Annotated in this window: 21 protein-coding genes and 2 pseudogenes; 4 read left to right on the top strand and 19 right to left on the bottom strand. The window is 57.3% G+C overall.

The genetic code is table 11. From position 1 onward, the window contains the following. Positions 1–353 (top strand): annotated as a pseudogene (locus tag C3418_RS17100) (IS4 family transposase); the annotation flags it as partial. 192 nt (positions 354–545) lie between these two features. On the opposite strand, the gene C3418_RS17095 reads toward C3418_RS17100, so the two are convergent. From C3418_RS17095 to C3418_RS24780, 17 genes are all read right to left on the bottom strand, one after another. After that, entirely contained in the window at positions 546–857 is a 312-nt protein-coding gene (locus tag C3418_RS17095; protein WP_103858937.1) for a RepB family protein, read from the bottom strand. 136 nt (positions 858–993) lie between these two features. After that, entirely contained in the window at positions 994–2022 is a 1029-nt protein-coding gene (locus C3418_RS17090; RefSeq protein ID WP_103858936.1) for a site-specific integrase, read from the bottom strand. A gap of 300 nt (positions 2023–2322) precedes the next feature. Next, positions 2323–3102, bottom strand: a complete 780-nt coding sequence (locus C3418_RS17085; RefSeq protein ID WP_053288449.1) for a TatD family hydrolase — start codon at positions 3100–3102, stop codon at positions 2323–2325. A 12-nt stretch (positions 3103–3114) separates the two neighbouring features. Continuing rightward, on the bottom strand, positions 3115–4062 hold the full coding sequence (gene holB, locus C3418_RS17080; protein ID WP_053288450.1) for a DNA polymerase III subunit delta': 948 nt from the start codon (positions 4060–4062) through the stop codon (positions 3115–3117). Then, positions 4047–4688, bottom strand: coding sequence for a dTMP kinase (gene tmk / locus C3418_RS17075; protein ID WP_045524868.1), 642 nt, complete (start codon positions 4686–4688; stop codon positions 4047–4049). Before tmk ends, holB begins: the two co-directional genes overlap by 16 nt. Beyond that, complete coding sequence (gene mltG / locus C3418_RS17070) at positions 4688–5689, bottom strand: endolytic transglycosylase MltG (RefSeq protein ID WP_029314535.1); 1002 nt, start codon at positions 5687–5689, stop codon at positions 4688–4690. The genes tmk and mltG overlap by 1 nt, the downstream gene beginning before the upstream one ends. Further along, on the bottom strand, positions 5679–6485 hold the full coding sequence (gene pabC / locus C3418_RS17065) for an aminodeoxychorismate lyase (protein ID WP_041211426.1): 807 nt from the start codon (positions 6483–6485) through the stop codon (positions 5679–5681). The genes mltG and pabC overlap by 11 nt, the downstream gene beginning before the upstream one ends. Before the next feature lie 66 nt (positions 6486–6551). Beyond that, entirely contained in the window at positions 6552–7793 is a 1242-nt protein-coding gene (gene fabF / locus C3418_RS17060; RefSeq protein ID WP_039041168.1) for a beta-ketoacyl-ACP synthase II, read from the bottom strand. Between the two features lie 81 nt (positions 7794–7874). Then, complete coding sequence (acpP, locus tag C3418_RS17055; RefSeq protein WP_005300909.1) at positions 7875–8111, bottom strand: acyl carrier protein; 237 nt, start codon at positions 8109–8111, stop codon at positions 7875–7877. Positions 8112–8268: 157 nt separating this feature from the next. After that, positions 8269–9003, bottom strand: coding sequence for a 3-oxoacyl-ACP reductase FabG (gene fabG, locus C3418_RS17050; protein ID WP_052815324.1), 735 nt, complete (start codon positions 9001–9003; stop codon positions 8269–8271). 13 nt (positions 9004–9016) lie between these two features. Continuing rightward, entirely contained in the window at positions 9017–9952 is a 936-nt protein-coding gene (fabD, locus tag C3418_RS17045) for an ACP S-malonyltransferase (protein ID WP_042017641.1), read from the bottom strand. A gap of 66 nt (positions 9953–10018) precedes the next feature. Next, the gene (locus tag C3418_RS17040) at positions 10019–10978 is read right to left on the bottom strand and encodes a beta-ketoacyl-ACP synthase III (RefSeq protein ID WP_010674740.1); all 960 of its coding nucleotides are present in this window, start codon (positions 10976–10978) and stop codon (positions 10019–10021) included. 6 nt (positions 10979–10984) lie between these two features. Then, positions 10985–12004, bottom strand: a complete 1020-nt coding sequence (gene plsX, locus C3418_RS17035; RefSeq protein WP_010674739.1) for a phosphate acyltransferase PlsX — start codon at positions 12002–12004, stop codon at positions 10985–10987. A gap of 9 nt (positions 12005–12013) precedes the next feature. Next, a complete protein-coding gene (gene rpmF, locus C3418_RS17030; RefSeq protein WP_005300935.1) occupies positions 12014–12181 on the bottom strand; it encodes a 50S ribosomal protein L32 in 168 nt (55 codons plus the stop codon). A 20-nt stretch (positions 12182–12201) separates the two neighbouring features. Beyond that, complete coding sequence (gene yceD / locus C3418_RS17025) at positions 12202–12723, bottom strand: 23S rRNA accumulation protein YceD (RefSeq protein WP_029314532.1); 522 nt, start codon at positions 12721–12723, stop codon at positions 12202–12204. Positions 12724–12919: 196 nt separating this feature from the next. After that, positions 12920–13360, bottom strand: coding sequence for a hypothetical protein (locus C3418_RS17020; RefSeq protein ID WP_234716529.1), 441 nt, complete (start codon positions 13358–13360; stop codon positions 12920–12922). Positions 13361–13366: 6 nt separating this feature from the next. Beyond that, positions 13367–13621 (bottom strand): hypothetical protein, encoded by a 255-nt coding sequence (locus C3418_RS24780; RefSeq protein ID WP_234716530.1) that lies wholly within the window; start codon positions 13619–13621, stop codon positions 13367–13369. A gap of 111 nt (positions 13622–13732) precedes the next feature. Between C3418_RS24780 and C3418_RS17015 the strand changes: the two genes are divergently transcribed. Next, complete coding sequence (locus tag C3418_RS17015) at positions 13733–14314, top strand: nucleoside triphosphate pyrophosphatase (protein WP_041215169.1); 582 nt, start codon at positions 13733–13735, stop codon at positions 14312–14314. A 52-nt stretch (positions 14315–14366) separates the two neighbouring features. Here C3418_RS17015 and rluC read toward each other — a convergent pair whose 3' ends face one another. Next, positions 14367–15311, bottom strand: coding sequence for a 23S rRNA pseudouridine(955/2504/2580) synthase RluC (rluC, locus tag C3418_RS17010; protein WP_201896700.1), 945 nt, complete (start codon positions 15309–15311; stop codon positions 14367–14369). Between the two features lie 414 nt (positions 15312–15725). Here rluC and rne point away from each other — a divergent pair, with 414 nt between their 5' ends. Both rne and C3418_RS17000 read left to right on the top strand, forming a co-directional pair. Further along, on the top strand, positions 15726–18869 hold the full coding sequence (rne, locus tag C3418_RS17005) for a ribonuclease E (protein ID WP_053288451.1): 3144 nt from the start codon (positions 15726–15728) through the stop codon (positions 18867–18869). A 715-nt stretch (positions 18870–19584) separates the two neighbouring features. Further along, a pseudogene (locus tag C3418_RS17000) lies at positions 19585–20094 on the top strand (ISL3-like element ISAeme19 family transposase); the annotation flags it as partial. Between the two features lie 188 nt (positions 20095–20282). Here the strand turns inward: C3418_RS17000 and C3418_RS16995 are convergent. Continuing rightward, a partial coding sequence (locus C3418_RS16995; RefSeq protein WP_219812693.1) for a PAS domain-containing methyl-accepting chemotaxis protein occupies positions 20283–21828 on the bottom strand: 1546 nt, incomplete at its 5' end.

Here is a 21828-nt window from a genome sequence, read left to right as displayed (position 1 = left end):
TGGACAACGCCATCACGCTGAGAAGCAAGAAAGTGGACTTGGTCTATCAGGAGCTGTGGGGATTGCTGCTTGGATACAATCTGGTCAGGCGGGAGGCCAGCCAGGCCGCCGTAGCCCATCAGCGAGCGCCCAATGAGGTGAGCTTTAAGTTTGCCTGTCATTTCATCGCGAACCAGATGGCAGTGATGGCGGGCGCGTTATCGCCAGCCCATACGCCACGGAGGTTGGCGGAGTTGCGGGGCTGCATAGGCGTCATGTTCATAGAAAAACGCCCCAAGCCATCGAGACCCAGGGCGGTGAAGATATCAAAGACCCGTTTTCCGGTAAATCGCAATGCGGCTCCGCTTAAGTGAACAGCATTGCACTCTGGTTGAACTTTTATCCGGTTCTTGAAATGCCTAGAGCCTTGTCTAAGCTTAAGGCTATCCGCATACCAGTTAGCGCACGGCTCTGCAAGGAGCCAATTCCCCTATGCCAGGTACAAGGAATTCGTACCTGGCTTTTTTTGTCTTCCTTTTTCAACCATGCCGGCACGATACCATCGTCTATTCGAGCATGTCTGCCGACTCGGGGAGATCGCTCTGCTGCGCGTTGGTCGTTTGTTGCAGTTCGTGCTGATAGAGCAGATCGATCGCCTGCTCGATGATGGAGGCCTGACTGTCTTCCAGTTGTTGCCCCAGCATGGCCAACCGCTCTGCATGACGATTGCTTATCCAGCATTGCAACCGGCTGTGGGTTTCCTGCTTGCGCTTCACGTGCTGGCGCTGCCGTTCGGCATTCTCTTGCGCAGCGCTTTTTTTCAATTCCTGGCTGCCATAACCCTCTGACACATCATTGTCGCGAATGTTATCTCTCATTTTTCGTTGGCATCTTCTACGAAAGTAAATCGGATTACGACTCCCCCACCGTCATGATGTCTGTGGAGGACGACATGAATATATCACCAGATCAACAGGATATCATTTAACATAAAAAATGGAGAGGCGCGGTTTTCTATAACAACCCATCCAGGGCGTGATCCGAGAACTTGTGTGCATCATCGAAATATTCCTGCAAGGTGCGCATGTCCTTGTGTCGGGTCACCTCGATGATCTTGTTCATCGGTTTGCCCGCCGTCACCGCAGAGGTGATGAACCCCCGCCGCAAACTGTGGCCACTGACGTGGAGATCGTCGATGGCCTGGCCGGTTCGCCGCTTGATCATCAGGTTGATACCTTGCGGCCCCAGGGGGTCTGCCATCAGCTGTCCCCAGCGATTCATCCGGCGAAACAGGGGGCCCTCAGCAATCCGGCTTTTTTTCAGCCATTGTTGCAATGCAGACACTGGGCAATACCGGATGCCCGGAATGAGTGCTATCTCCGATTCATGGAGCTGATGTTTGCTTGGTTTGAGACGAAGGCGTATCCCCTGCCCCACAAACTGCACGTCATCCACCTCGATCCTGGCCGCTTCCGATCGGCGCAAGGCGCCACTGAACATCAGGAGCAACAGGGTGTAATCCCGAAGTCCCGCCAGGTTGCTGGTGTCTATCTCGTCCAGCACGCAGGCCAGTGGTTTCAGGGTCAGCGCCCCCGTTTTGCGTTTGCGGTTATCACCGAGCCGTACTATGCCCCGCATCATCTCCTTTATCTCCGCATGCTCGGTCGGCATGGGGTGGATCCCCTTCTGCTTGAAGGCATAGCGAATGCCGGCAAGCCGTCTTACCAGGGTGGCCGGTTTGCGAGGTTCCCCGTTGCGAAGTTCCCCCTTTCCTTCTTCCTTGTCCAGCCAGACCCAGTTGGCCAGGACGCCATCGGCCTGATCCGCAAGAAAATTCATGATGTCGTGGTGTGTTGTCTGCAAGGGATCCAGCCCGTGGAGTTGGCACCAGGAGACAAAGATGCGGGTATCTGCCTGATAGGCATTGAGGGTGGAGTCGGCTTTGGCGCTGCGCAGAAAGCGTCTTGCCCGGCTGTTCAGCTGAGGATCGAAGACGCTCTGCAAGGATTGCTGAACTGGGTTTTGAAGGCGTGGGTAGTTCACTTAACTCTATGATTTAAAGCGGAGTTTCGGTGGATCTTACAGGATCTTCCAGATCTATCAAGTATCGATAATGAATATTATCGATACTTATGAAGAGTGCTTTTAACCCATATCAGCTCCCTCATTTATTCCTCAAGCACTCTGTCACCCCTGCTCCGTTTTATCAGGTGCTGGCGATTTGATCTCGTCAGCACCCACCACATAAAGTGAGAGATAACAACTTGGCATGATTGTTTTTGGATGGATCGTGATAGTGCAGATTGTCATAGTAAAACGCCCCGCTATGCGGGGCGTTGTCTGTTATCGCTTTGCCAACTTGAACAATTCGAAGAAATTGTGGCTGGTGGCCTCCGCCAATTCAGCGAGCGGAATCTGGCGAAGATCCGCGATAAATTGGGCAACGTCGCGAACAAAGGCCGGCTCGTTCTCCCTCCCCCGGTGCGGAACCGGTGCCAGATAGGGAGAGTCGGTTTCAACCAGCAGTCGCTCCAGGGGCAACGCCTTGACCACTGCCTGCAGGGCTGAGGCGTTCTTGAAGGTGGCTATCCCCGAGATGGAAATATAGAACCCCATTGCCATCGCGGCCTCGGCCATTTCGAGGGACTCGGTGAAGCAGTGCAGCACTCCGCCCACCTGTTCGGCCCCCTCCTCTCGCATGATCCGCAGCGTGTCTTCCTGGGCATCCCGGGTGTGGATGATGAGCGGTTTGTTCAGTGCCCGGGCTACCCGGATATGTTCGCGGAAAGAGGCTTGCTGTACATCCTTGTTTTCCGGTGAATAGAAGTAGTCGAGCCCGGTTTCGCCGATGGCCACCACTTTCTCATCGGCCGCCTGAGTCAGCAGCAAGGCAGCATCCACCCCGGGATCCTGATTGAGCGGGTGAACACCGCAGGAGGCAAACACCTGGGGATAGGGAGCGATGGCCTCCATCATGGTCGGGAACTGGGCCTGGGTCACACTCACACAGAGAAAATATCCCACGCTCTGCTGCGCCGCCTTGGCCAGTACATCGGCCATGTCGGTCTGCTTGGAGCCATAACTCAAGCGATCGAGATGGCAATGGGAATCAACGAGTAACATAGACAACCTTGTTTATAACCAGCTATTGAGCCAGTTCATCAAATGGATGGTGGGATTGGAAAGCTGCCCTGGCTGACAAGCCTCTTTCAGCACAACCAGCTGCTGTTCAGCTTCCAGGAGCCGTTCGCTGGAGTGTCTCTCAGCCAGTTGCTGGCTGAGTGATGCAAGATCCGGCATCGCCAGTTGATGATGGCCGCAGCCAGCCTGAAGCTTGAGGGCATCGCACAAGAAGAGCTGCAACCAGTGCAGCCGGACCTGATTATCCTCGGCCAACTGGGCGCAGACATTCGCCGCACGGGTGGGTGCCGATGCCAGCGAGACAAATCCGTCGAGCAATGCCCGTCTGGCATCATCTTGCTGTGCTTCGATATAGCTCAGCACCCGCAGCGGCGCACCCTGGCAGATCCGCACCTGGGCCTGGGTGGCCTGATGGCCCTGCTCGGCGAGCCAGGCAAGGGTCTCCCCCTCAGAGGGAAGCTGGCAGACATGTTTGTGACAACGGCTCAAGATGGTGGGGAGCAGGCGAGATACCCGGGATGCGATGAGCAGCAGCAGACTGTCGCCAGCCGGCTCTTCCAGCGTCTTCAGCAAAGCATTGGCGGCGGACTCCGTCATGCGCTCCGCCTCCTGAATGATCACCACCTTGCCGCGACCAAGCTGGGATGTGTTCTGGAGGCGGCTGCAAATCTCCCGGATGGCTTCGACACCTATGGTCTTGCCCTCGGGCCCCAGGGTGCCAAAATCCGGGTGATGCCCCTTCTCAAACAGTTGGCAGGAGTGGCACTGACCGCAGGGCTCACCTCGTTGTGGATGCTGACACAGGTGCAGTCGCGCCAGTCGCTCTGCAAGCTGCTCCTTGCCAAGACCAGGATCTCCTAGCAGCAACCAGGCGTGCCCGAGCCGTCCGGCCCGGGCCGTCTCGCTCAGGGCATGCCAATCCGGGATCAGCCAGGGATACATAGCCCCTCGCTTGCCAGATAATGCTCAAGGGCTGCCTCGATGGCGGCTTTGACTTGCTCCGGGGGCAACCCGGCATCGATGACCTGGATGGAATCATCGGCGGCCGCCAACTCGAGGTAACGCTGGCGGGTACGTTCAAAGAAACCGATCTGCTCCAGCTCAATCCTGTCCAGCTCGCCGCGATGGCGGGCCCGTTGCAGGCCGATGGCAGGATCAATGTCGAGATAAAGGGTCAGATCCGGCTTGAAATCCCCGAGGACCGCCCGTTTGATGGCGCCGATGAGGTTCGCATCGATGCCGCGGCCACCCCCCTGATAGGCCTGGGAGGAGAGATCATGGCGATCGCCCACTACCCAGATGCCGTCTGCCAGGGCAGGCTTGATCCGGGTCTCCACCAGTTGTACCCGGGAGGCGTACATCAACAGCAGCTCGGCCTCGACGGTCAGGCGCTCGTCGTGCACTTCCTTGACGATGGCCCGCATGCGTTCCGCCAGCGGCGTACCTCCTGGCTCCCGGGTGCACTCGATCCGCGCCACTCCGTGGGCTTGCAGATAGTCGGTCACATAGCGCACCGCAGAGCTCTTCCCTGCCCCTTCCAATCCTTCAATCACGATAAATTTAGACATTAGGGTTTCTTCAATATGTATTCACGTACCGCCCGATTGTGTTCATCGAGGGTCTTGGAGAAGTAGTGGGCACCGCCCCCCTTGGCAACGAAGTAGAGATAGTCGGTCGATTTGGGGTTGAGCGCCGCCTCGATGGAGGCCTTGCCCGGCATGGCGATGGGCGTCGGAGGCAGGCCGTCGATCACATAGGTGTTGTAGGGGTTCACGTCGGTCAGATCGCTGCGGCGAATGTTGCCATCGTACCTCTCCTTCACCCCGTAGATGACGGTAGGGTCGGTCTGCAACTTCATGCCAAGGCGTAGACGGTTGACGAACACAGAAGCAATCTGGGCTCGTTCATCCGGTTGGCCCGTCTCTTTTTCGATGATGGAGGCCATGATGAGCGCCTCATAGGGTGTCTTGTAGGGCAGATTGGCCTGACGCTTCTCCCAGGAAGCCTCCAGGAACGTTTTCATGTCCTGATAGGCGCGACGCAGGATGGAGAGATCGCTGGCATGAGTGGTATAGGCGTAGGTTTCCGGCAGGAACCACCCCTCCAGCTTGCCGTTTTCGATGCCGAGTTCCTGAGCCAGTTCGGTTTCGCTCTGCTCCAGAGTCAGGCGCTCCAGATAGGGGGCGCTGGAAAGTTGCTTCAGCCAATCCTCAAAACGGGACCCTTCGACAAAGGTCAGGCTGAAGTGAAACTCCTTGCCGGAAGCAAAGAGAGAGAGGGTCTCCTTGAGCGGCGCCCCTTCCTTGATTTCATAGGTGCCGGACTTGATGGCCACCAGTTCGGGATGACCGCGCAACCAGAGGCGCACCGCCCAGGGGCTGGTTTCCCCCTCCCCCAGTTCGGCAATCAGGCGCGCCGCATGGGCGCCTTTTTCGACGGTAAAGAGGCGTGTTGGCCCCTTGTTGGTGAGCGTCTCCACCTGTTGCCACTTGTGATAAACGTACCCTCCGGCAACGGCGACAGAGAGTGCCGCCCCCGCGAGCAGGGTGTAAAGCCGATTAAACTTCAATGACCAAGCGCTCCTGTAAACGGCGAATCAATACCGGACTGGGATAGTGCATATCCCCGATGCTGGTGACCGGGACAATCCCCATCAGGGTATTGGTCAGCCAGACCTCTTCCGCCTGCCAGAGTGACTCCAATGGAGCCTCTACGACACGCAGTTCAATGCCCATCTGTTTAAGCATCGTCATCACGCGCTTGCGCATGATGCCATCGATCCCGGCGCGGGTGAGATCCGGTGTGAACACCGTCCTACCACGACGCCAAAACAGATTCGCGCTGACCCCTTCTACCAGAAATCCCCGGCTGTTCAAGACTATACCTTCGACCCCGCCACGCGCAGCAAGTTCGCGCTTCAGCATCACTTGTTCGAGGCGCCCCAGCGTCTTGAGACCGGCGAGCATGGGACTGTCCCCAAGCTGCTGCTGGCATACCAGGGCATTGATACCGGTTTGCTGCCAATCATGATAATGCTCAGGATAAGGTGCCAAAGAGACGATGCGAGTGGGCGTGTCACAGCCTGCGCCGTCATATCCCCGCCCACCGGCGCCCCGGGTCAGCATTATCTTGACGACAGCCTGTGTCTGCCCAGAAGCCAGCTGCGCCGCCTCGTCGGCAAGCAGGTCCCAGGAGTGCTCGCCAAAACCAAGCCGGGCGTTGGCATGTTGCAGCCGGGCCAGATGGTCCTGCCACCAGAGTACCTTCCCTTCCCTCACCAGCATGGTGGTGAAATGACCATCACCGTATGCCAGTCCACGATCCCTGGCTGACAGTGTTTCTGTGGGTATTCCATTAATCAGCAAGGGGATCCCTCCGATAAAAAAGGCCCGATACTACCGTATCGGGCCTTATCATTCGCCCAGAGCGAATTATACGCGTTTGAAGATCAGGGAGCCATTGGTGCCGCCAAAACCGAAGGAATTGGAGAGGGCATATTCGAAGCTGCCGGCCTTGGCAACATGCGGCACCAGATCCAGGTCGCACTCATCATCCGGGTTGTCCAGGTTGATGGTAGGAGGCACCATCTGGTCACGCAGAGAGAGCACGGTGATGATCGCCTCGATGGCGCCAGCCGCACCCAACAGGTGGCCTGTCATGGACTTGGTGGAGCTGACCATCAGGGCGCTGGCATGTTCACCAAACACCTTCTTCATGCCGCGCAGCTCTGCCACATCCCCAAGGGGGGTGGAGGTACCGTGGGCATTGATGTAACCGATCTGCTCGGGTGCAATGCCAGCATCCTTGATGGCGTTCTTCATGGCGCGTGCGCCACCATCGCCGTCCGAGGGAGGGGCCGTCATGTGATAGGCATCCCCGCTCATGCCAAAGCCGACCAGCTCGGCATAGATCTTGGCGCCGCGAGCCTTGGCATGTTCATACTCTTCCAGCACCAGTACGCCGGCACCGTCGCCCAGCACGAAACCGTCGCGATCCTTGTCCCAGGGGCGGCTCGCCTTCTGTGGTTCGTCATTGCGGGTGGAGAGCGCCTTGGCAGCGGCAAAGCCGCCCATGCCCATGGGGGTGGAGGCTTTCTCGGCACCACCGGCGACCATCACGTCCGCATCGCCATAGGCGATCATCCGGCCAGCCATGCCGATGGCATGGGTACCCGTGGTACAGGCGGTTGTCACGGCGATGTTCGGGCCCTGCATGCCTTTCATGATGGAAAGATGACCGGACACCATATTGATGATGGTGGACGGAACGAAGAAAGGGCTCAGCTTGCGGGGGCCGCCATTGATGAGGCTGCTGTGGTTCTGCTCAATCAGACCCAGACCGCCGATACCGGAGCCGATGGCAACGCCTACCCGCTCCGCGTTCTCTTCGTTGATGATCAGGCCGGAATCTTCCAGGGCCTGAACACCCGCCGCCACGCCATACTGGATGAAGAGATCCATCTTGCGGGCTTCTTTGCGGTTGATGCCGAACTCTTCGGGGTCGAAATCCTTGACCAGGCCTGCGAAACGGGTTGCGAACTCGCTTGCATCAAAGTGGTCGATGAGGGAAATGCCGCTCTGCCCGTTGAGCAGGGCTTGCCAGCTGGATTCAGCAGTGTTGCCTACCGGGGAAAGCATCCCCAAGCCGGTCACCACGACTCTGCGTTTTGACACTGAGGTAGTCTCCGAGAGGTGTTTTGAAAGGGGTAAACATAAAAGAAGCGGCCCTTGGGCCGCTTCTTTCAGAACAGGAACTTATTCCTGATTAGCGGTGATGTAGTCGATAGCCGCTTGAACAGTGGTGATCTTCTCGGCTTCTTCATCAGGAATTTCGGTATCGAATTCTTCTTCCAGCGCCATTACCAGTTCAACGGTATCCAAAGAGTCAGCGCCCAGGTCGTCGACGAAGGAGGCAGCGTTCTTCACGTCTTCTTCTTTAACACCCAGTTGTTCGATGATGATTTTCTTTACGCGTTCTTCGATGTTGCTCATGACCTGAATTTTCCTTTAAAAATACGCTATTGCGTCTGGTTGGGGTAGTGTATTCAATTGACGTGAGTTTGCAAGTGACTTGCCGCTGGTCAAACCACGAAATGTGCCAAACTTCGGCGTATTATCGCAAATTTGAACAGAACTCACGACAAATTGATTACACCATGTACATCCCGCCATTAACATGCAGGGTTTCGCCGGTAATATAGGCGGCATCATCCGATGCCAAGAATACCACAGCGGCAGCAATTTCTTTCGGATCGCCCAAACGGGCGGCAGGCACCTGATTCATGATGCCGGCGCGCTGCTCTTCATTGAGCGCCTTGGTCATGTCGGTCTCGATGAAACCGGGAGCAACCGCATTCACCGTGATGCCACGAGATGCCACTTCACGGGCCAGCGACTTGGTAAAGCCAACCAGACCCGCCTTGGCAGCAGCATAGTTGACCTGACCGGCGTTGCCCATGGTACCGACCACGGAACCGATGCTGATGATGCGACCGTTGCGCTTCTTCATCATGGCTCGCAATACTGGCTTGCTCAGACGGTACAGGGAGGTGAGATTGGTGTCGATGATCTCGTTCCACTCGTCATCCTTCATCCGCATCAGCAGGTTGTCGCGGGTGATGCCGGCGTTGTTGATCAGGATGTCGATGTTGCCAAAACGCGCCTTGATGGCGGCGAAGACGGTTTCGATGGATTCCTGACTGGTCACGTTCAGTGCCATGCCGCAGCCTTGCTCACCCAGGTAAGCACTGATCGCCTCGGCACCGCTCTCGCTGGTCGCGGTCCCCACGACTTTGGCGCCACGAGCAGCAAACGTCTCCGCAATCGCACGACCAATGCCACGGCTGGCGCCAGTGACCAACACAACCTTATCGGTAAAACTCATGACTTGCTCCTGTTTACTTGATCTGGGCCAGCGCCTGCTCGAACGAGGCGGCGTCGTTGGCGTGAATACCTTCCACTCGCGCATCGATACGCTTGGCCAAGCCGGTCAACACCTTGCCCGGGCCCATCTCGATTTCGAGGGTTACACCGTCGTTTGCCATGCGCTCTACCGTTTCAGTCCAGCGAACCGGGCTGAACAGCTGACGCACCAGGGCTTGCTTGATGGCGGCAGGATCCTGCTCACAAGAGACGTCGACATTATTGATGACGGCGATGGCAGGAACCTTGATCTCGATCCCATCCAGGGCGGCGGCCAGCTTTTCTGCGGCAGGCTTCATCAGGGCGCAGTGGGAGGGCACGGAGACCGGCAGCGGCAGAGCACGTTTGGCACCTGACTCTTTCATCAGCACGTTGGCACGCTCGACCGCCTCTTTGTGGCCGGCGATGACCACCTGGCCCGGAGAGTTGAAGTTGACCGGAGAGACCACCTGCCCCTGGGCCGCTTTCTCACAGTTGGCAGCGATGCTCTCGTTGTCCAGACCGATGATGGCAGCCATGGCGCCAGTGCCTTCCGGTACGGCTTCCTGCATGGCCAGACCACGCAGCTCGACCAGTTTGACGGCATCGGCAAACGCCAGCGCGCCGCTGCACACCAGAGCGGAGTATTCCCCCAGGCTGTGGCCGGCCATCACGGCAGGGGTTGCCCCGCCTTGTTGTTGCCACAGGCGCCACAGCGCGACGGAGGCGGTCAACAGCGCTGGCTGGGTACGCCAGGTCTTGTTGAGATCCTCGGCCGGGCCTGCCATAACCAGGGCAAACAGGTCATAACCCAGCACCTGGCTCGCCTCGGCGAAGGTCTCTTTAATCACGGCGTGTTGCTCGGCCAGCTCGGCCAGCATGCCGACGCTCTGGGAGCCTTGTCCCGGGAAGGCAATGGCAAATCGGGTCATCATTGATTCCTTTAAGGTAAGACGAATTCGGTAAGCGGGCGCCCGAGGACCGGGCACCGCTCGGTATCAGAGGCGAACCAGCGCAGAGCCCCAGGCAAAACCGCCGCCGAAGGCTTCCAGCAGGACCAGCTGGCCGGGTTTGATGCGACCATCGCGCACCCCTTCATCGAAGGCGATGGGCACGGAGGCCGCGGAGGTATTGCCATGACGATCCAGGGTCAGGATCACCTTGTCGAGCCCCATGCCGAGTTTCTTCGCGGTGGCATTGATGATGCGGAAGTTGGCTTGATGGGGCACCAGCCAGTCCAGCTCGCTCGGCTCGACGTTGGCCGCAGCCAGGGTTTCGGTCACGATCTCGCTAAGGCGTGTCACCGCCACCTTGAAGACATCGTTGCCCTTCATGTACATGTAGGCTTCGAGCTCAGCACCCGGCATGCCGCGACGGGGCTGCGGCAGTTTGAGCAGCTCGCCATAACGGCCATCGGCATGCAGATGGGTGGAGAGGATCCCAGGAGTGTCGCTGGCACCGATGACCACGGCCCCTGCCCCATCCCCGAACAGGATGATGGTGCCGCGATCCTCGGGATCGCACATGCGTGACAGCACGTCCGCACCGACAACCAGCACGTGGCGAGCAGCGCCGGATTTGACGAACTGATCGGCGATGGCGAGAGCATATGTAAAGCCGGCACAGGCGGCGGCTACGTCAAACGCCGGGATCCCCGGTACGTCAAGCAGCCCCTGCAGTTCACAGGCAGCAGCTGGGAAGGCATTCTCTGCGCTGGTAGTGGCCAGCACTATCATGTCCAGATCGGCGGCAGTCAGACCTGCCGCATCAAGCGCACGCAAGGCCGCCTGATGAGAAAGGGTCGCGACGGTTTCGTCGGCTCCGGCGATACGGCGTTCACGGATCCCGGTGCGTTCCACGATCCATTCGTCACTGGTTTCAACCATCTGTTCAAGATCGGCGTTGGTACGAACCGAACTCGGCAGATAACTGCCAGTACCCAGAATTTTGCTATGCATAGAGTTTTATAAATCCCTGTCGGAAAAGACAGATTCAAGGCGATCTGCAATTTGCAATGGAAGTTGATGTCTGGCTTCTTGTGCGGCCAGCAGAATCGCATGACACAGAGCGCGGCGCTCGGCCCGCCCATGGCTTTTTACCACAATGCCGCGCAATCCTAACAGACTCGCGCCATTATACTGGTCGGGGTTCAGGTAAGAGAAACGCCGTTTGAACATAAATCCGGCGAGTCGACCAAGAAAACTGCGTTTTTTGCGCGGATATCCGGCCAGTTCGGCCATCATCCGCACCACCCCCTCCGCGGTCTTGAGCGCCACGTTGCCCACGAAACCGTCGCAGACGATCACGTCGCACTCGCCGCTGAAGATCCTGTCCCCCTCAATGAAACCGACAAAATTTAGGGCGGAGCATTGGCGCAGCAACTCGGCGCTGTGGCGCACCAGGTCGTTGCCCTTGATCTCCTCCTCCCCTACGTTGAGCAGTGCCACTCTGGGTGAAGGTATCCCCTCCACCTTCTCTGCGACTACGGCGCCCATCACGGCAAATTGCAGCAGGGTGTCGGCATCGCAGCTCACGTTCGCACCCAGATCCAGCATCACGGTCCGCTTTCCACTCAATGTGGGCAGCGCCTTGATGAGGGCTGGCCGGTCAACACCGGGCAAGGATTTGAGCACGCACTTGGCCATGGCCATCAAGGCACCGGTGTTGCCTGCACTGACACAGGCATCGGCAGCGCCGCTCTTGACCAGATCCAGGGTCACGCGCATGGAGGAGTCTTTCAGGGTACGCAGCGCCACGATAGGCTTTTCGCCCATGCCCACGACCTGGGAGGCATGCACGAGACGAACGCGAGGGTGGTTGAGCAAGCCATGTTGCTGCAGAAGAGAGGCGGTCTGGTGTTGATCACCGACCAGAACAAGTTTTAGCTGGGGTAGAAGAGACAGTGCCTGCACGGCGGCAGGCACTGTTTCCGAGGGGCCGATATCTCCCCCCATTATGTCTAGCGCGACAGTTTGCGTAGACAAAGGCAATCCTTAAGCGATTACCTTTTTACCGCGGTAGAAACCATCGGCAGTCACGTGGTGACGACGATGAATTTCGCCACTGGTCTGATCAACAGTCAGGGCAGCGGTGGTCAGCGCATCGTGGGAACGACGCATGCCACGCTTGGCGCGGGTTTTACGGTTCTGTTGTACGGCCATGGTAGGCTAACTCCTAAAATTCACTTACGTTTGAGCGCTTCAAGAACTGCAAAGGGATTCGGCCGCTCATCAGCAGGTTCGATTTCACCCCAGGTCATCTCCATGTTTCCTCTGGGACACACATCCACCGGATGCATGGCTACCTGAGGCAACGAGAGGATGAGTTCATCCTCCAGGATTTGATGAAGATCTATCTCGCCGTTTTCGTCCAACTCAATGGGCTCATAAGCTTCCGGCAGTTCTTCCTCGTTTGTTCTTTCGAACAGCGGAGTGTAAATAAAACTAGCTTCACAAAGGTGTTCAAACGTCTCACCACAACGCTGGCAAACCAGGTCGACCTTGGCATGGGCAGTGCCTTTCATAACGGTCAACTTCTGGACATCTTTGCCAAAGTGCAGTGTGACATCCACATCACTTCGCAAGCCTTCGGTTGATTCCTCCAGCCTGGGCATCTGCGACTTTTCCACTATCCCGACATAATCGAGTAGCTTCAAGGCATTACGGACTGGATCAACCTTAACGGGCAACTTCACCTTTTGCATAGGGCGCGAATATTATAGGTCCAACAAGGGATAGTCAAAGGAAAAAGTCCTTACCGCCGATGATTTTACCTTCACAGGCCCCTGCAAGAGGAACTTGTGCTCATCGGTGGCCGATTATGCCATATCGTGCAGGATCTGGCACAGGATCCTGTTCCCCTCTCCTGTCTGTCCACCGGATGTGCTCCTTGGTGTCTCATCAGGTGGCAGAACAGCGCGGGTCTCTCCCCAGCAGGCCTGGTGTCGCAGCCACTCTGGGCTCGGCTTCCATCAGTCTGCGTATGGCTTTGAAACTGCCCACGGCAGCCTTGATGGCAATGGGATTGACCAGCCAGCCCGGCAAGATGTTGCCCGGGTTGGTATAGGTTTCGAGCCGAACGAGTGTGCTGCCATCCCGTTGGGGTAGCGCCTCCCACCGTCCAGCGCTTTCCTGGATCCGGAACAGCCCTGCATGCAATGGCAGGGCATTCGGCTCTGCCCACACCTCGAGAGTCAGGCCGCAATCGATGCGTCGACTCAAATGGGAGCGGGTGATGAGCTCCCTGTCTTGCACCGGCCAGGGAGACGCCAGGCGGGTATAGACCAGATCATCGTCGGGACCAGATCTGGCCAGCACCCTGACTTCACGGCTCTGGGGCAACCACTCTTAATGGCGCACCGTGTTGCGCAGTACCGTGATCAGCGCGCCAGGATCGGCATTCACGCGCATCTCCAGACGTAAGGCCTGAAAAGAGGTCGGAGGATGTGGCTGGGTCCAAAGCATCACCCCCTCATCCCCCTGGCGAAGTTGCCATGTCCCTGCCCAGCTGGCGAAGGAGATCAGTGCCATGACCAAGGCCGCATATCGTGTCATCACGCTCAATTCCGATCTCTTGTGTTTGTGCTGTGGTTTCCTCAGCATGCATGCTTCCCGCTAATTAGGCGAGTCCCGCTGTAGACATCTCCTGTTTGCGTGGCCCCATCTGCACAGATAGAATCAACCAATTGATTTATAAATGGATATCATCAAAACATGCAGCCTTCCTTGATCCTCGCGTCCACCTCGTCCTACCGCAAGACCTTGCTGGAAAAACTCGGTCAGCCATTTCACTGTGCTGCGCCTCAAGTCGATGAGACGGCGCGACACGGGGAGACCGCAGAAGCTCTGGTCAGCAGATTGGCGTTTGCCAAGGCGAATGCCGTTGCCGCTGACCGTGATCAAGGATTGATCATCGGTTCAGATCAGGTGTGCGTCTGTGACGGGCAGATCCTCGGCAAACCCGGCACGGTGGAGAAGGCGGTCGAGCAGTTGCTGCGGGCACAAGGCAAGCGCGTCATCTTTTACACCGGGCTGTGCGTGATCAATGCTGCAAATGGCCATGCCGAGCAGCTCGTCGAGCCTTTCACCGTGCATTTTCGTTCGCTCGATGAAGCCGCCATCCGTCGCTATGTGGAGGCCGAACGTCCTCTGGATTGTGCCGGCAGCTTCAAGTGCGAGGGAATGGGCATCGTCTTGTTCAAGGCGCTGGAGGGGCGTGATCCCAACGCCCTTGTCGGTCTTCCCCTGATAGGCTTGGTTGATCTCCTGGGTCGCCACGGCCTGGCTCTCCCATAACAAGAACTCTGCCATGAAAAACGGGAGCCAAGGCTCCCGTTTTTCATGGTTGTCAGCGTGGCAGCTTGGCGAGGAACGCCTCAAGCTCCGGTGACAATGGCGCTTCCACCTGCATCTCCCGGTCGTCCACCGGATGAGTAAAGGTGAGCTTCCAGGCGTGCAGGAACAAACGCTTTAGCCCCTGCCCTCGCATCTTTTCATCAAACCCGGCCTCACCATATTTGTCATCGCAGGCGATGGGATGGCCGGCGTGCTGGGTGTGGACACGGATCTGGTGAGTACGGCCAGTGATGGGACTGCACTCGACCAGTGTGGCCTCGGCAAACTGACGGGTAATCCGGAACCGGGTCTCGGAAGGTTTGCCATCGCTGCTGACCCGCACCACCCGCTCGCCGGATTGCAGATCATTTTTGCGAAGTGGCGCATTGACCACCTTGACGTGGGGTTGCCACTGGCCGCGCACCAGCGCCAGATACTGCTTGCGCATGGTCTTGACCCGCAACTGCTCGTGCAGGCTGCGCAGGGCACTGCGCTTCTTGGCAACCAGCAGCACGCCGGAGGTGTCGCGATCCAGCCGGTGCACCAGTTCGAGGAAACGGGCTTCGGGGCGCAGAGCACGCAGCCCTTCGATGACGCCAAAACTGAGGCCGCTGCCGCCGTGCACTGCCATGCCGGACGGCTTGTTTAGCACTATCATGGCGTCGTCTTCAAACAGGATCTGGCTCTCCAGACGCTGGATGCTGCCGAGGTTGGCAGAAGGCAACTCATTCTTCTCGGCCACACGCACGGGGGGCACCCGCACCTCGTCACCGGCACAAAGCTTGTATTCCGGTTTGATGCGCTTCTTGTTGACCCGCACCTCCCCTTTTCGAAGGATGCGATAAATCAGGCTCTTGGGGACGCCCTTTAACTGAGTCTTGAGAAAATTGTCGATGCGCTGCCCGTCATGCTCAGCTTCGATGGTGAGCAGCTGCACTTGTTGATGTATCTGTGTCATGGCGCGGATTTTAACACCGCCGACAGCCCTTGGCTGCATGCTTTGTTAAAAAATGGCGTCTTGCTATAAAAGTGGTTTAAATGGGATAATAAACAAGGTTTTGTCATTGTGTTCAAGCCTTGTACTAAGTGGCCAAAATGTATGCCACCCAATCCCGAAACACCGTGTATACAAGAACATGACGGTTCCCGGGTGCGAGGTACAACGCATGGAGAACACAAACAGAGCCGACGTAAATTGTCTCCACATCGGTATCCTTAATTCACGCCCTCTCGAGAAGGCTGAACCAGAGTGCCCTTAGTTTGCGCCTCATGCATACCCCAACCGGGAGGTTGCCCCAGCATGCTGAAGACCCGAGGCCGGCGCCGGCAGGACCCAGTGGAGGAATCAAAATGACAAAATAATGAGAACTCAATGAAAAGAATGCTAATCAACGCGACTCAGGAAGAGGAGTTGCGCGTAGCGCTGGTTGACGGACAACAGCTCTACGATTTGGATATTGAAAGTCCGGGACACGAGCAGAAAAAAGCGAACATTTACAAGGGCAAAATCACCCGAGTAGAACCCAGTCTCGAAGCTGCTTTTGTTGACTATGGCGCCGAACGCCACGGTTTCCTGCCGTTAAAGGAAATCGCCCGCAATTACTTCCCCTCCGGTTACTCCTATCAGGGTCGTCCCAACATCAAAGAAGTGGTCCGCGAAGGCCAGGAAGTGATTGTCCAGATCGACAAGGAAGAGCGTGGTACCAAGGGTGCAGCCCTCACCACCTTCATCAGTCTGGCTGGCAGCTACCTGGTGCTGATGCCGAACAACCCCCGTGCCGGCGGCATCTCCCGTCGCATCGAGGGTGACGAGCGGACCGAGCTGAAGGAAGCCCTGAGCGGACTGACCGTACCGGACGGCATGGGCCTCATCGTGCGCACCGCCGGTGTGGGCAAGTCCCCGGAAGAGCTGGAGTGGGATCTGAACGTTCTGCTCAATCACTGGGACTCCATCCATAAGGCGTCACAACAACGTTCCGCTCCGGTGCTCATTCACCAGGAGAGCAACGTCATCGTGCGCGCCATCCGTGACTATCTGCGTCGCGATGTGGGCGAGATCCTGATCGACAACCCGGTCATCTTCGAGCGCGCCAAGTCACATATCGAGCTGGTCCGTCCCGATTTCCTCAATCGCGTGAAGCTCTACAAGGGTGATGTCGCCCTGTTCAACCACTTCCAGATCGAGAGCCAGATCGAGTCAGCCTTCCAGCGCGAAGTGCGCCTGCCCTCCGGCGGCAGCATCGTCATCGATCCGACCGAAGCACTGACCTCCATCGATATCAACTCCTCCCGCGCCACCAAGGGCTGCGATATCGAAGAGACCGCCCTGCAGACCAACCTGGAAGCGGCCGATGAGATCGCTCGCCAGCTGCGCCTGCGTGACCTAGGTGGCCTGATTGTCATCGACTTCATCGACATGACCCCGCTTCGCCATCAGCGCGAAGTGGAAAACCGTCTGCGTGAAGCGGTGCATCAGGATCGTGCCCGTATCCAGCTGGGCCGTATCTCCCGTTTCGGTCTGCTGGAGATGTCTCGCCAGCGTCTGCGTCCCTCCCTCAACGAGTCCAGCAGCCATATCTGCCCCCGTTGCCAGGGTCAGGGGGTCATCCGTGACAACGAATCCCTCGCCCTGTCCATCCTGCGTCTCATCGAAGAAGAGGCCATGAAGGACAACACCGAGCAGGTGCATGCCCAGGTGCCGGTCGATGTGGCCGCCTATCTGCTCAACGAGAAGCGTACCTCCATCGCCAATCTGGAACAGCGCAATGATGTGCGTGTCTACATCATTCCGAACCAGCATCTGGAAACCCCGCACTACGAAGTGACCCGCATCCGTCAGAACGAGATCCCAGAAGCGGCCAGCTACGAGCTCAAAACCGAGATTGCCAAGCCGGTCTACCAGCCGCGCCAAGCTCAGGTAGTCGAGCGTGAACAACCGCTGCTGCAAGGGTTTGCCCCGGCTCCTCAGCCGGTTGCGCCCGCCGCCCCGGCTCCTGTTGCGACTCCCGCTCCGGTTGCAGAACAAGTCGGCTTCTTTGGCAAGCTGGCCAAGGCCTTCTCCGGCCTGTTCGGTGCCTCCTCCGATGCGGCTCCGGCCGAGGTGAAGGCGCCTGCCGACAAACCGGCCGCCCAGCGCGAAGCTCGCAAGGATGACGGGCACCGTCACCAGCGCGATGAATCCCGCAGCCGTGGTCAACGTGGTCGTCGCGACGACAACCGCGGCAGTCGCAATGCCGAGGCCGGCGAGAAGCGTGAAGGCGCAGCCAGCCGCGAGAGCAGTGATCGCAATCGTCGCCCGCGCAAAGAGCGTGAGCCTCGTCAAGAGCGGGAACCGCGCCAGGAACGGGAACCCCGTGGCGAAGTGCGCACCGAGCAGCGCATGGAGCGTGAGCCTCGCGAACCCCGCCAGGAGCGCGAACCTCGTGCCCCGCGTCCGGCTCGTGAACCTCGCGCCCCCCGCGAACCCCGTGCCGAGGTGATCGTCGAGGCGGTTGATACCGTTGATACTGCGGTCGCCAGCGCTGAACCGCGTCAGGAAAAAGAGCAAAAAGTGGCCGAGCGCCGCGAACGTCGCCAACTGCGCAAGCAGATCCGTGTCGATGTCGCCGCGACCGACACCCCTGCCCTGCCGACTGACGAGCAAATCATCGATGTCGCCGACGTGCAAGCCGCCGCTGAGCAGCAAGAAGAGCAAGGCGAAGGTCAGCGTCGTTCCCGCCGTACCCCGCGCAATCAGCGCATCGAAGGGCAACGTCGCAAGCGCATCAACGAAGAGGCTCGTGGCCAGCGTGAAGACGAAGCACAAGGTGAAGTGCAGCTGACTACCGCGGCCCAGGCCGATGCGGCTCAGGTGAAGGTGGAAGAACCGGTTGTGCCTGTCATCACCATTCCGAGCGCAGAAGCGGTTGCAGCAGCCCTGCAGGCCTCCGCCGCTCTGACCGAGCACGTGGTGGCTGAAGCCGTTGCTGAGGAAGCGGCAGAGCAAGCACTGGCAGCCCAGGCAGTGGACGCGCCCTCCACTGACGAAGTTGAACAGGCTGCGCAAGCAGACGCTGAACCCGCCGCCGAAGTGGCAGTTGTCGAACCCGAGATGGTCGAACCTATCGTCGACACCGCCTCTCATGACGAACCTGTAGCCTTGATCGACGCTGTCGAGCAGACCCAGCAAATGGAGGCCATCCCAGAAGAGGTTGCACCGGTTGCTGAAGCGGCACCTGTCGTGATCGCTGAGGAGACGGCCACCGCCGAGGCGAAGGTCGTCGAGATGCCGGCTGCAGTGGTGCAAACCGAGCCAGCAACCAGCCCCGAAGTGAAGGTCAGCAAGGGTGCCGGTGTATTGGCCCGTGCCCGCAAGGCTTATGCCCCCATGGCAACGCCGGCTGCGGCTCCTGCCCCGACACCCCGTGAACCCGTGGAGTACGCTCCCCTGGTACGCAGCGAAGTCGTGACCTCCGGTCGCCACGGTGGCAGCACCGCTGCCAGCAACGTGGCAACCAGCCCGGCCGGTCGCCCCTGAGCAGACTCGTTAGTCTGAATAAAGAGCCACACATCGTGTGGCTCTTTTTTTATCTCTTTTTTTGGGCTGACATCGCCTTGCTCTCCCCCCTGCCCATTCTTCGATATCCGCCGCTTTCCCGATGTTCAGCGACCACACACAGTCCAAACAAGACGTGAATAACACACCAGACAGAGAATTCATCTCTGTCAAAGCATCACGACATGCTCTGCTTTGTCGACAGGGTCCGTGCATTGACAGCATATGAAGCCATTGGCAAACCGTCTGGCAGCGTTCCCCTTTGGTAGCACAGTCGGTGTGTTCAGTGGTGGCTGAGACAACCCAGGTTGAACGGGAATGCCAGACATAGGGCAACCTGTGGCGCTCTTCACTCTCATCATTTCTGGTGAGGAACATAGGCACGTTGCACACCCTCCCTTCTGCTTTACGTGCAAGCATCGGCTTGTAACAAGGCATCACACAGACAGGTCCCCTCACTGTGCACAACGAGTGGCTCAGGGATGTAGAGAAGCCAAAGAGGTGATAGATAATGTCATTCAACTTCTTGTCTGATGGCATACAGCTATTACTCATTGAACTATTGCCGTATGACGTGACATTCACCAGGCAACAAAAAAGGTTCTTCGCGGGATCTTGGGGAAGTGGAAGTTGACAGACAGGGTGCTGGTAAACTGGCTGTCTCCAAACACACCACCACCATCACCCTGCTGTCGCCGTGCATCATATTGATATTGCCTCCTTCTGGCCAGGTTATACCGTCATCGCCCAAGCGCTTTCTGCCAACCATCACACCCTGTTTACCCTTGAGCCTCGCGCCGACTTCTTGCCCCGTTGTCGCCGATGCCTGCAACCCACGCCATTGATCCACGACCAACGTATCCGCCGGGTGCGTGAGCGAGACCTATTTGACCGACAAGTCTGGTTACAACTGCCTGTTCGCCGCGTCGACTGTCTGCGCTGTGGTCGCGTCAGTGAACATATCGACTGGCTCCCCTCTGGCTCCCGCCTCACCCGGCGCATGCAGTGCTGGATTGAAGCGCTCGTTCAGTACCTCCCCATCCGCCATGTCAGCCAGCTCACCGGGGTCGGTTGGCACACCATCAAGGAGATCGACAAGCGCCGTTTGCAGACCAGTGTGGGCACCATCGAACTTGGGGAGGTGCGGCGGCTGGTGATGGATGAGTTTGCCCTGCACAAGGGACACAGCTATGCCACCGTGATCATGGGGGAACCGCAGAATTCGGAAAAAATCGTACGCTAAGCTAACGGTGTTCTCGTGACAGCTCTTTGACTAGGCTTTCTAAGGCCATTCTGATAGCCCTGACTTCCTGAAAAGCCATGGCTAAAATTTGTGCGGCTAAAAGGGATAACCGATGGTAAAGTAAGTTATCCCTGTCGAGATACTGAAAAGCGTTATCCTCGTTTTTCCCAAAACTGTTTTGCCAGTTCGCTCAGAGCGCTAGTTAACTGAGCGACAGATTTCGCACTTTGCAAATTATTCTGCCCGGTCTGTACATTGGTATCAGCAGCATCGCGTATATTGATAATACTGCGGTTTATGTCTTCACTTACTGCTCCCTGCTGCTCGACCGCAGTCGCTATTTGCGCGTTCATGTCGGTAATTTCGTTAACGCGTTGGCCAATTCCATCAAGAGCTGTAGCTGCTTCCTCTGCGTGAGCTACACTCGTGTGCGCTTGCCGACTACTTTGCTCCATGACTGTAACAGCGGATTGCGCTCGCTCTTGTAGAGCGCTGATCATGCTTTGAATATCCGTTGTCGATTGCTGTGTGCGAGCAGCAAGACTGCGAACCTCATCGGCGACAACAGCAAAACCACGCCCCTGCTCACCAGCACGCGCGGCCTCAATTGCTGCGTTGAGTGCCAACAAATTCGTTTGCTCGGCGATCCCTCGTATAACGTCAAGAACTTTTGATATCTCGTTACTTTGACCTTCAAGCTCATGAATAACCTGAGCGGCTTGCCTAATTTCACCTTCAAGGGCAGTGATTGACTGGCTTGTGTGGGCTACCAGACGCTGGCCAGATGCCGTCTCAGTGTCTGCTCTTCCGGCCGCATCTGCAGCATGCTGTGCATTGCTCGCAACCTCTTGAATGCTTGCCACCATTTGGTTTACTGCCGTTGCTATTTGATCTGTCTCTGCCTGCTGCTCAACTGTAAGTACATTGCTTGACTCAATATCCTTTAGTAGGCCTCGGGTGTGTTCGCTAAGCCGATTTGATGCATCACCTATGCGACCTACTATGGCGCCTGTTTCAGCTTGCATCATTCGTAAAGCAAACTCTATTTGGCCAAACTCATCGGTGCGCCCAGTGTAGAGGGATTGACTTAATGGGTTATTGGAAATATTCCTGGCTCTTTCAACCAGTCTTCCAAGAGGAGAGAGAATAGCCAAAACACTAACAGAGCTTAAGCTTCCTGACATTAAAGTGGCTAACAATAAGCTGCTTATTGATGTATCAGTAAGCATGCCGGCAGCCATTGCGCTTGATATAATACTACCCCATATGAGCAAGAGTATTTTCACGGAAAAGCTAGCAGCCAATTTCGGCCTCGCGGCCTTCCCGCTTCTCAATTGAGCATATAATTTTTCCGCAGCCAAAACCTGCTCAGGTTCAGGCTTGGTCCTTACAGACTGGTATTCAACAATCGAACCATTCTTAGCTATTGGCGTTACATAAGCACTTACCCAATAGTGGTCGCCATTTTTACAGCGATTTTTTACTAGCCCCATCCATGAGCGGCCAGATTTTAATGTACTCCACATATGCTCAAATGCAGCAGGCGGCATATCTGGGTGTCTTACGATGTTGTGAGGCTGGCCTAATAGTTCTTCCTCAGTGAAACCACTGATTTTAATGAAGTCAGGATTAACGTACGTGATATGGCTTTGAGGGGAGGTAGTCGAAAGAATATTGGCATCTTTTGGGAGTTCTAAG

The sequence above is a fragment of the Aeromonas sp. ASNIH8 genome, assembly GCF_002919855.1.
Lineage (GTDB): Bacteria > Pseudomonadota > Gammaproteobacteria > Enterobacterales > Aeromonadaceae > Aeromonas > Aeromonas caviae.
The sequence above is the reverse complement of the archived record's forward strand: the minus strand, read 5'-3'. Positions and strand labels throughout refer to the sequence as shown.

Coding starts and splice junctions, on each gene's coding strand:
- C3418_RS17095 (WP_103858937.1), bottom strand. CDS start 857: ATGAGAGATAACATTCGCGACAATGATGTGTCAGAGGGTTATGGCAGC.
- C3418_RS17085 (WP_053288449.1), bottom strand. CDS start 3,102: ATGTTACTCGTTGATTCCCATTGCCATCTCGATCGCTTGAGTTATGGC.
- holB (WP_053288450.1), bottom strand. CDS start 4,062: ATGTATCCCTGGCTGATCCCGGATTGGCATGCCCTGAGCGAGACGGCC.
- tmk (WP_045524868.1), bottom strand. CDS start 4,688: ATGTCTAAATTTATCGTGATTGAAGGATTGGAAGGGGCAGGGAAGAGC.
- acpP (WP_005300909.1), bottom strand. CDS start 8,111: ATGAGCAACATCGAAGAACGCGTAAAGAAAATCATCATCGAACAACTG.
- fabG (WP_052815324.1), bottom strand. CDS start 9,003: ATGAGTTTTACCGATAAGGTTGTGTTGGTCACTGGCGCCAGCCGTGGC.
- fabD (WP_042017641.1), bottom strand. CDS start 9,952: ATGACCCGATTTGCCATTGCCTTCCCGGGACAAGGCTCCCAGAGCGTC.
- C3418_RS17040 (WP_010674740.1), bottom strand. CDS start 10,978: ATGCATAGCAAAATTCTGGGTACTGGCAGTTATCTGCCGAGTTCGGTT.
- rpmF (WP_005300935.1), bottom strand. CDS start 12,181: ATGGCCGTACAACAGAACCGTAAAACCCGCGCCAAGCGTGGCATGCGT.
- yceD (WP_029314532.1), bottom strand. CDS start 12,723: ATGCAAAAGGTGAAGTTGCCCGTTAAGGTTGATCCAGTCCGTAATGCC.
- C3418_RS24780 (WP_234716530.1), bottom strand. CDS start 13,621: ATGCTGAGGAAACCACAGCACAAACACAAGAGATCGGAATTGAGCGTG.
- C3418_RS17015 (WP_041215169.1), top strand. CDS start 13,733: ATGCAGCCTTCCTTGATCCTCGCGTCCACCTCGTCCTACCGCAAGACC.
- rluC (WP_201896700.1), bottom strand. CDS start 15,311: ATGACACAGATACATCAACAAGTGCAGCTGCTCACCATCGAAGCTGAG.
- rne (WP_053288451.1), top strand. CDS start 15,726: ATGAAAAGAATGCTAATCAACGCGACTCAGGAAGAGGAGTTGCGCGTA.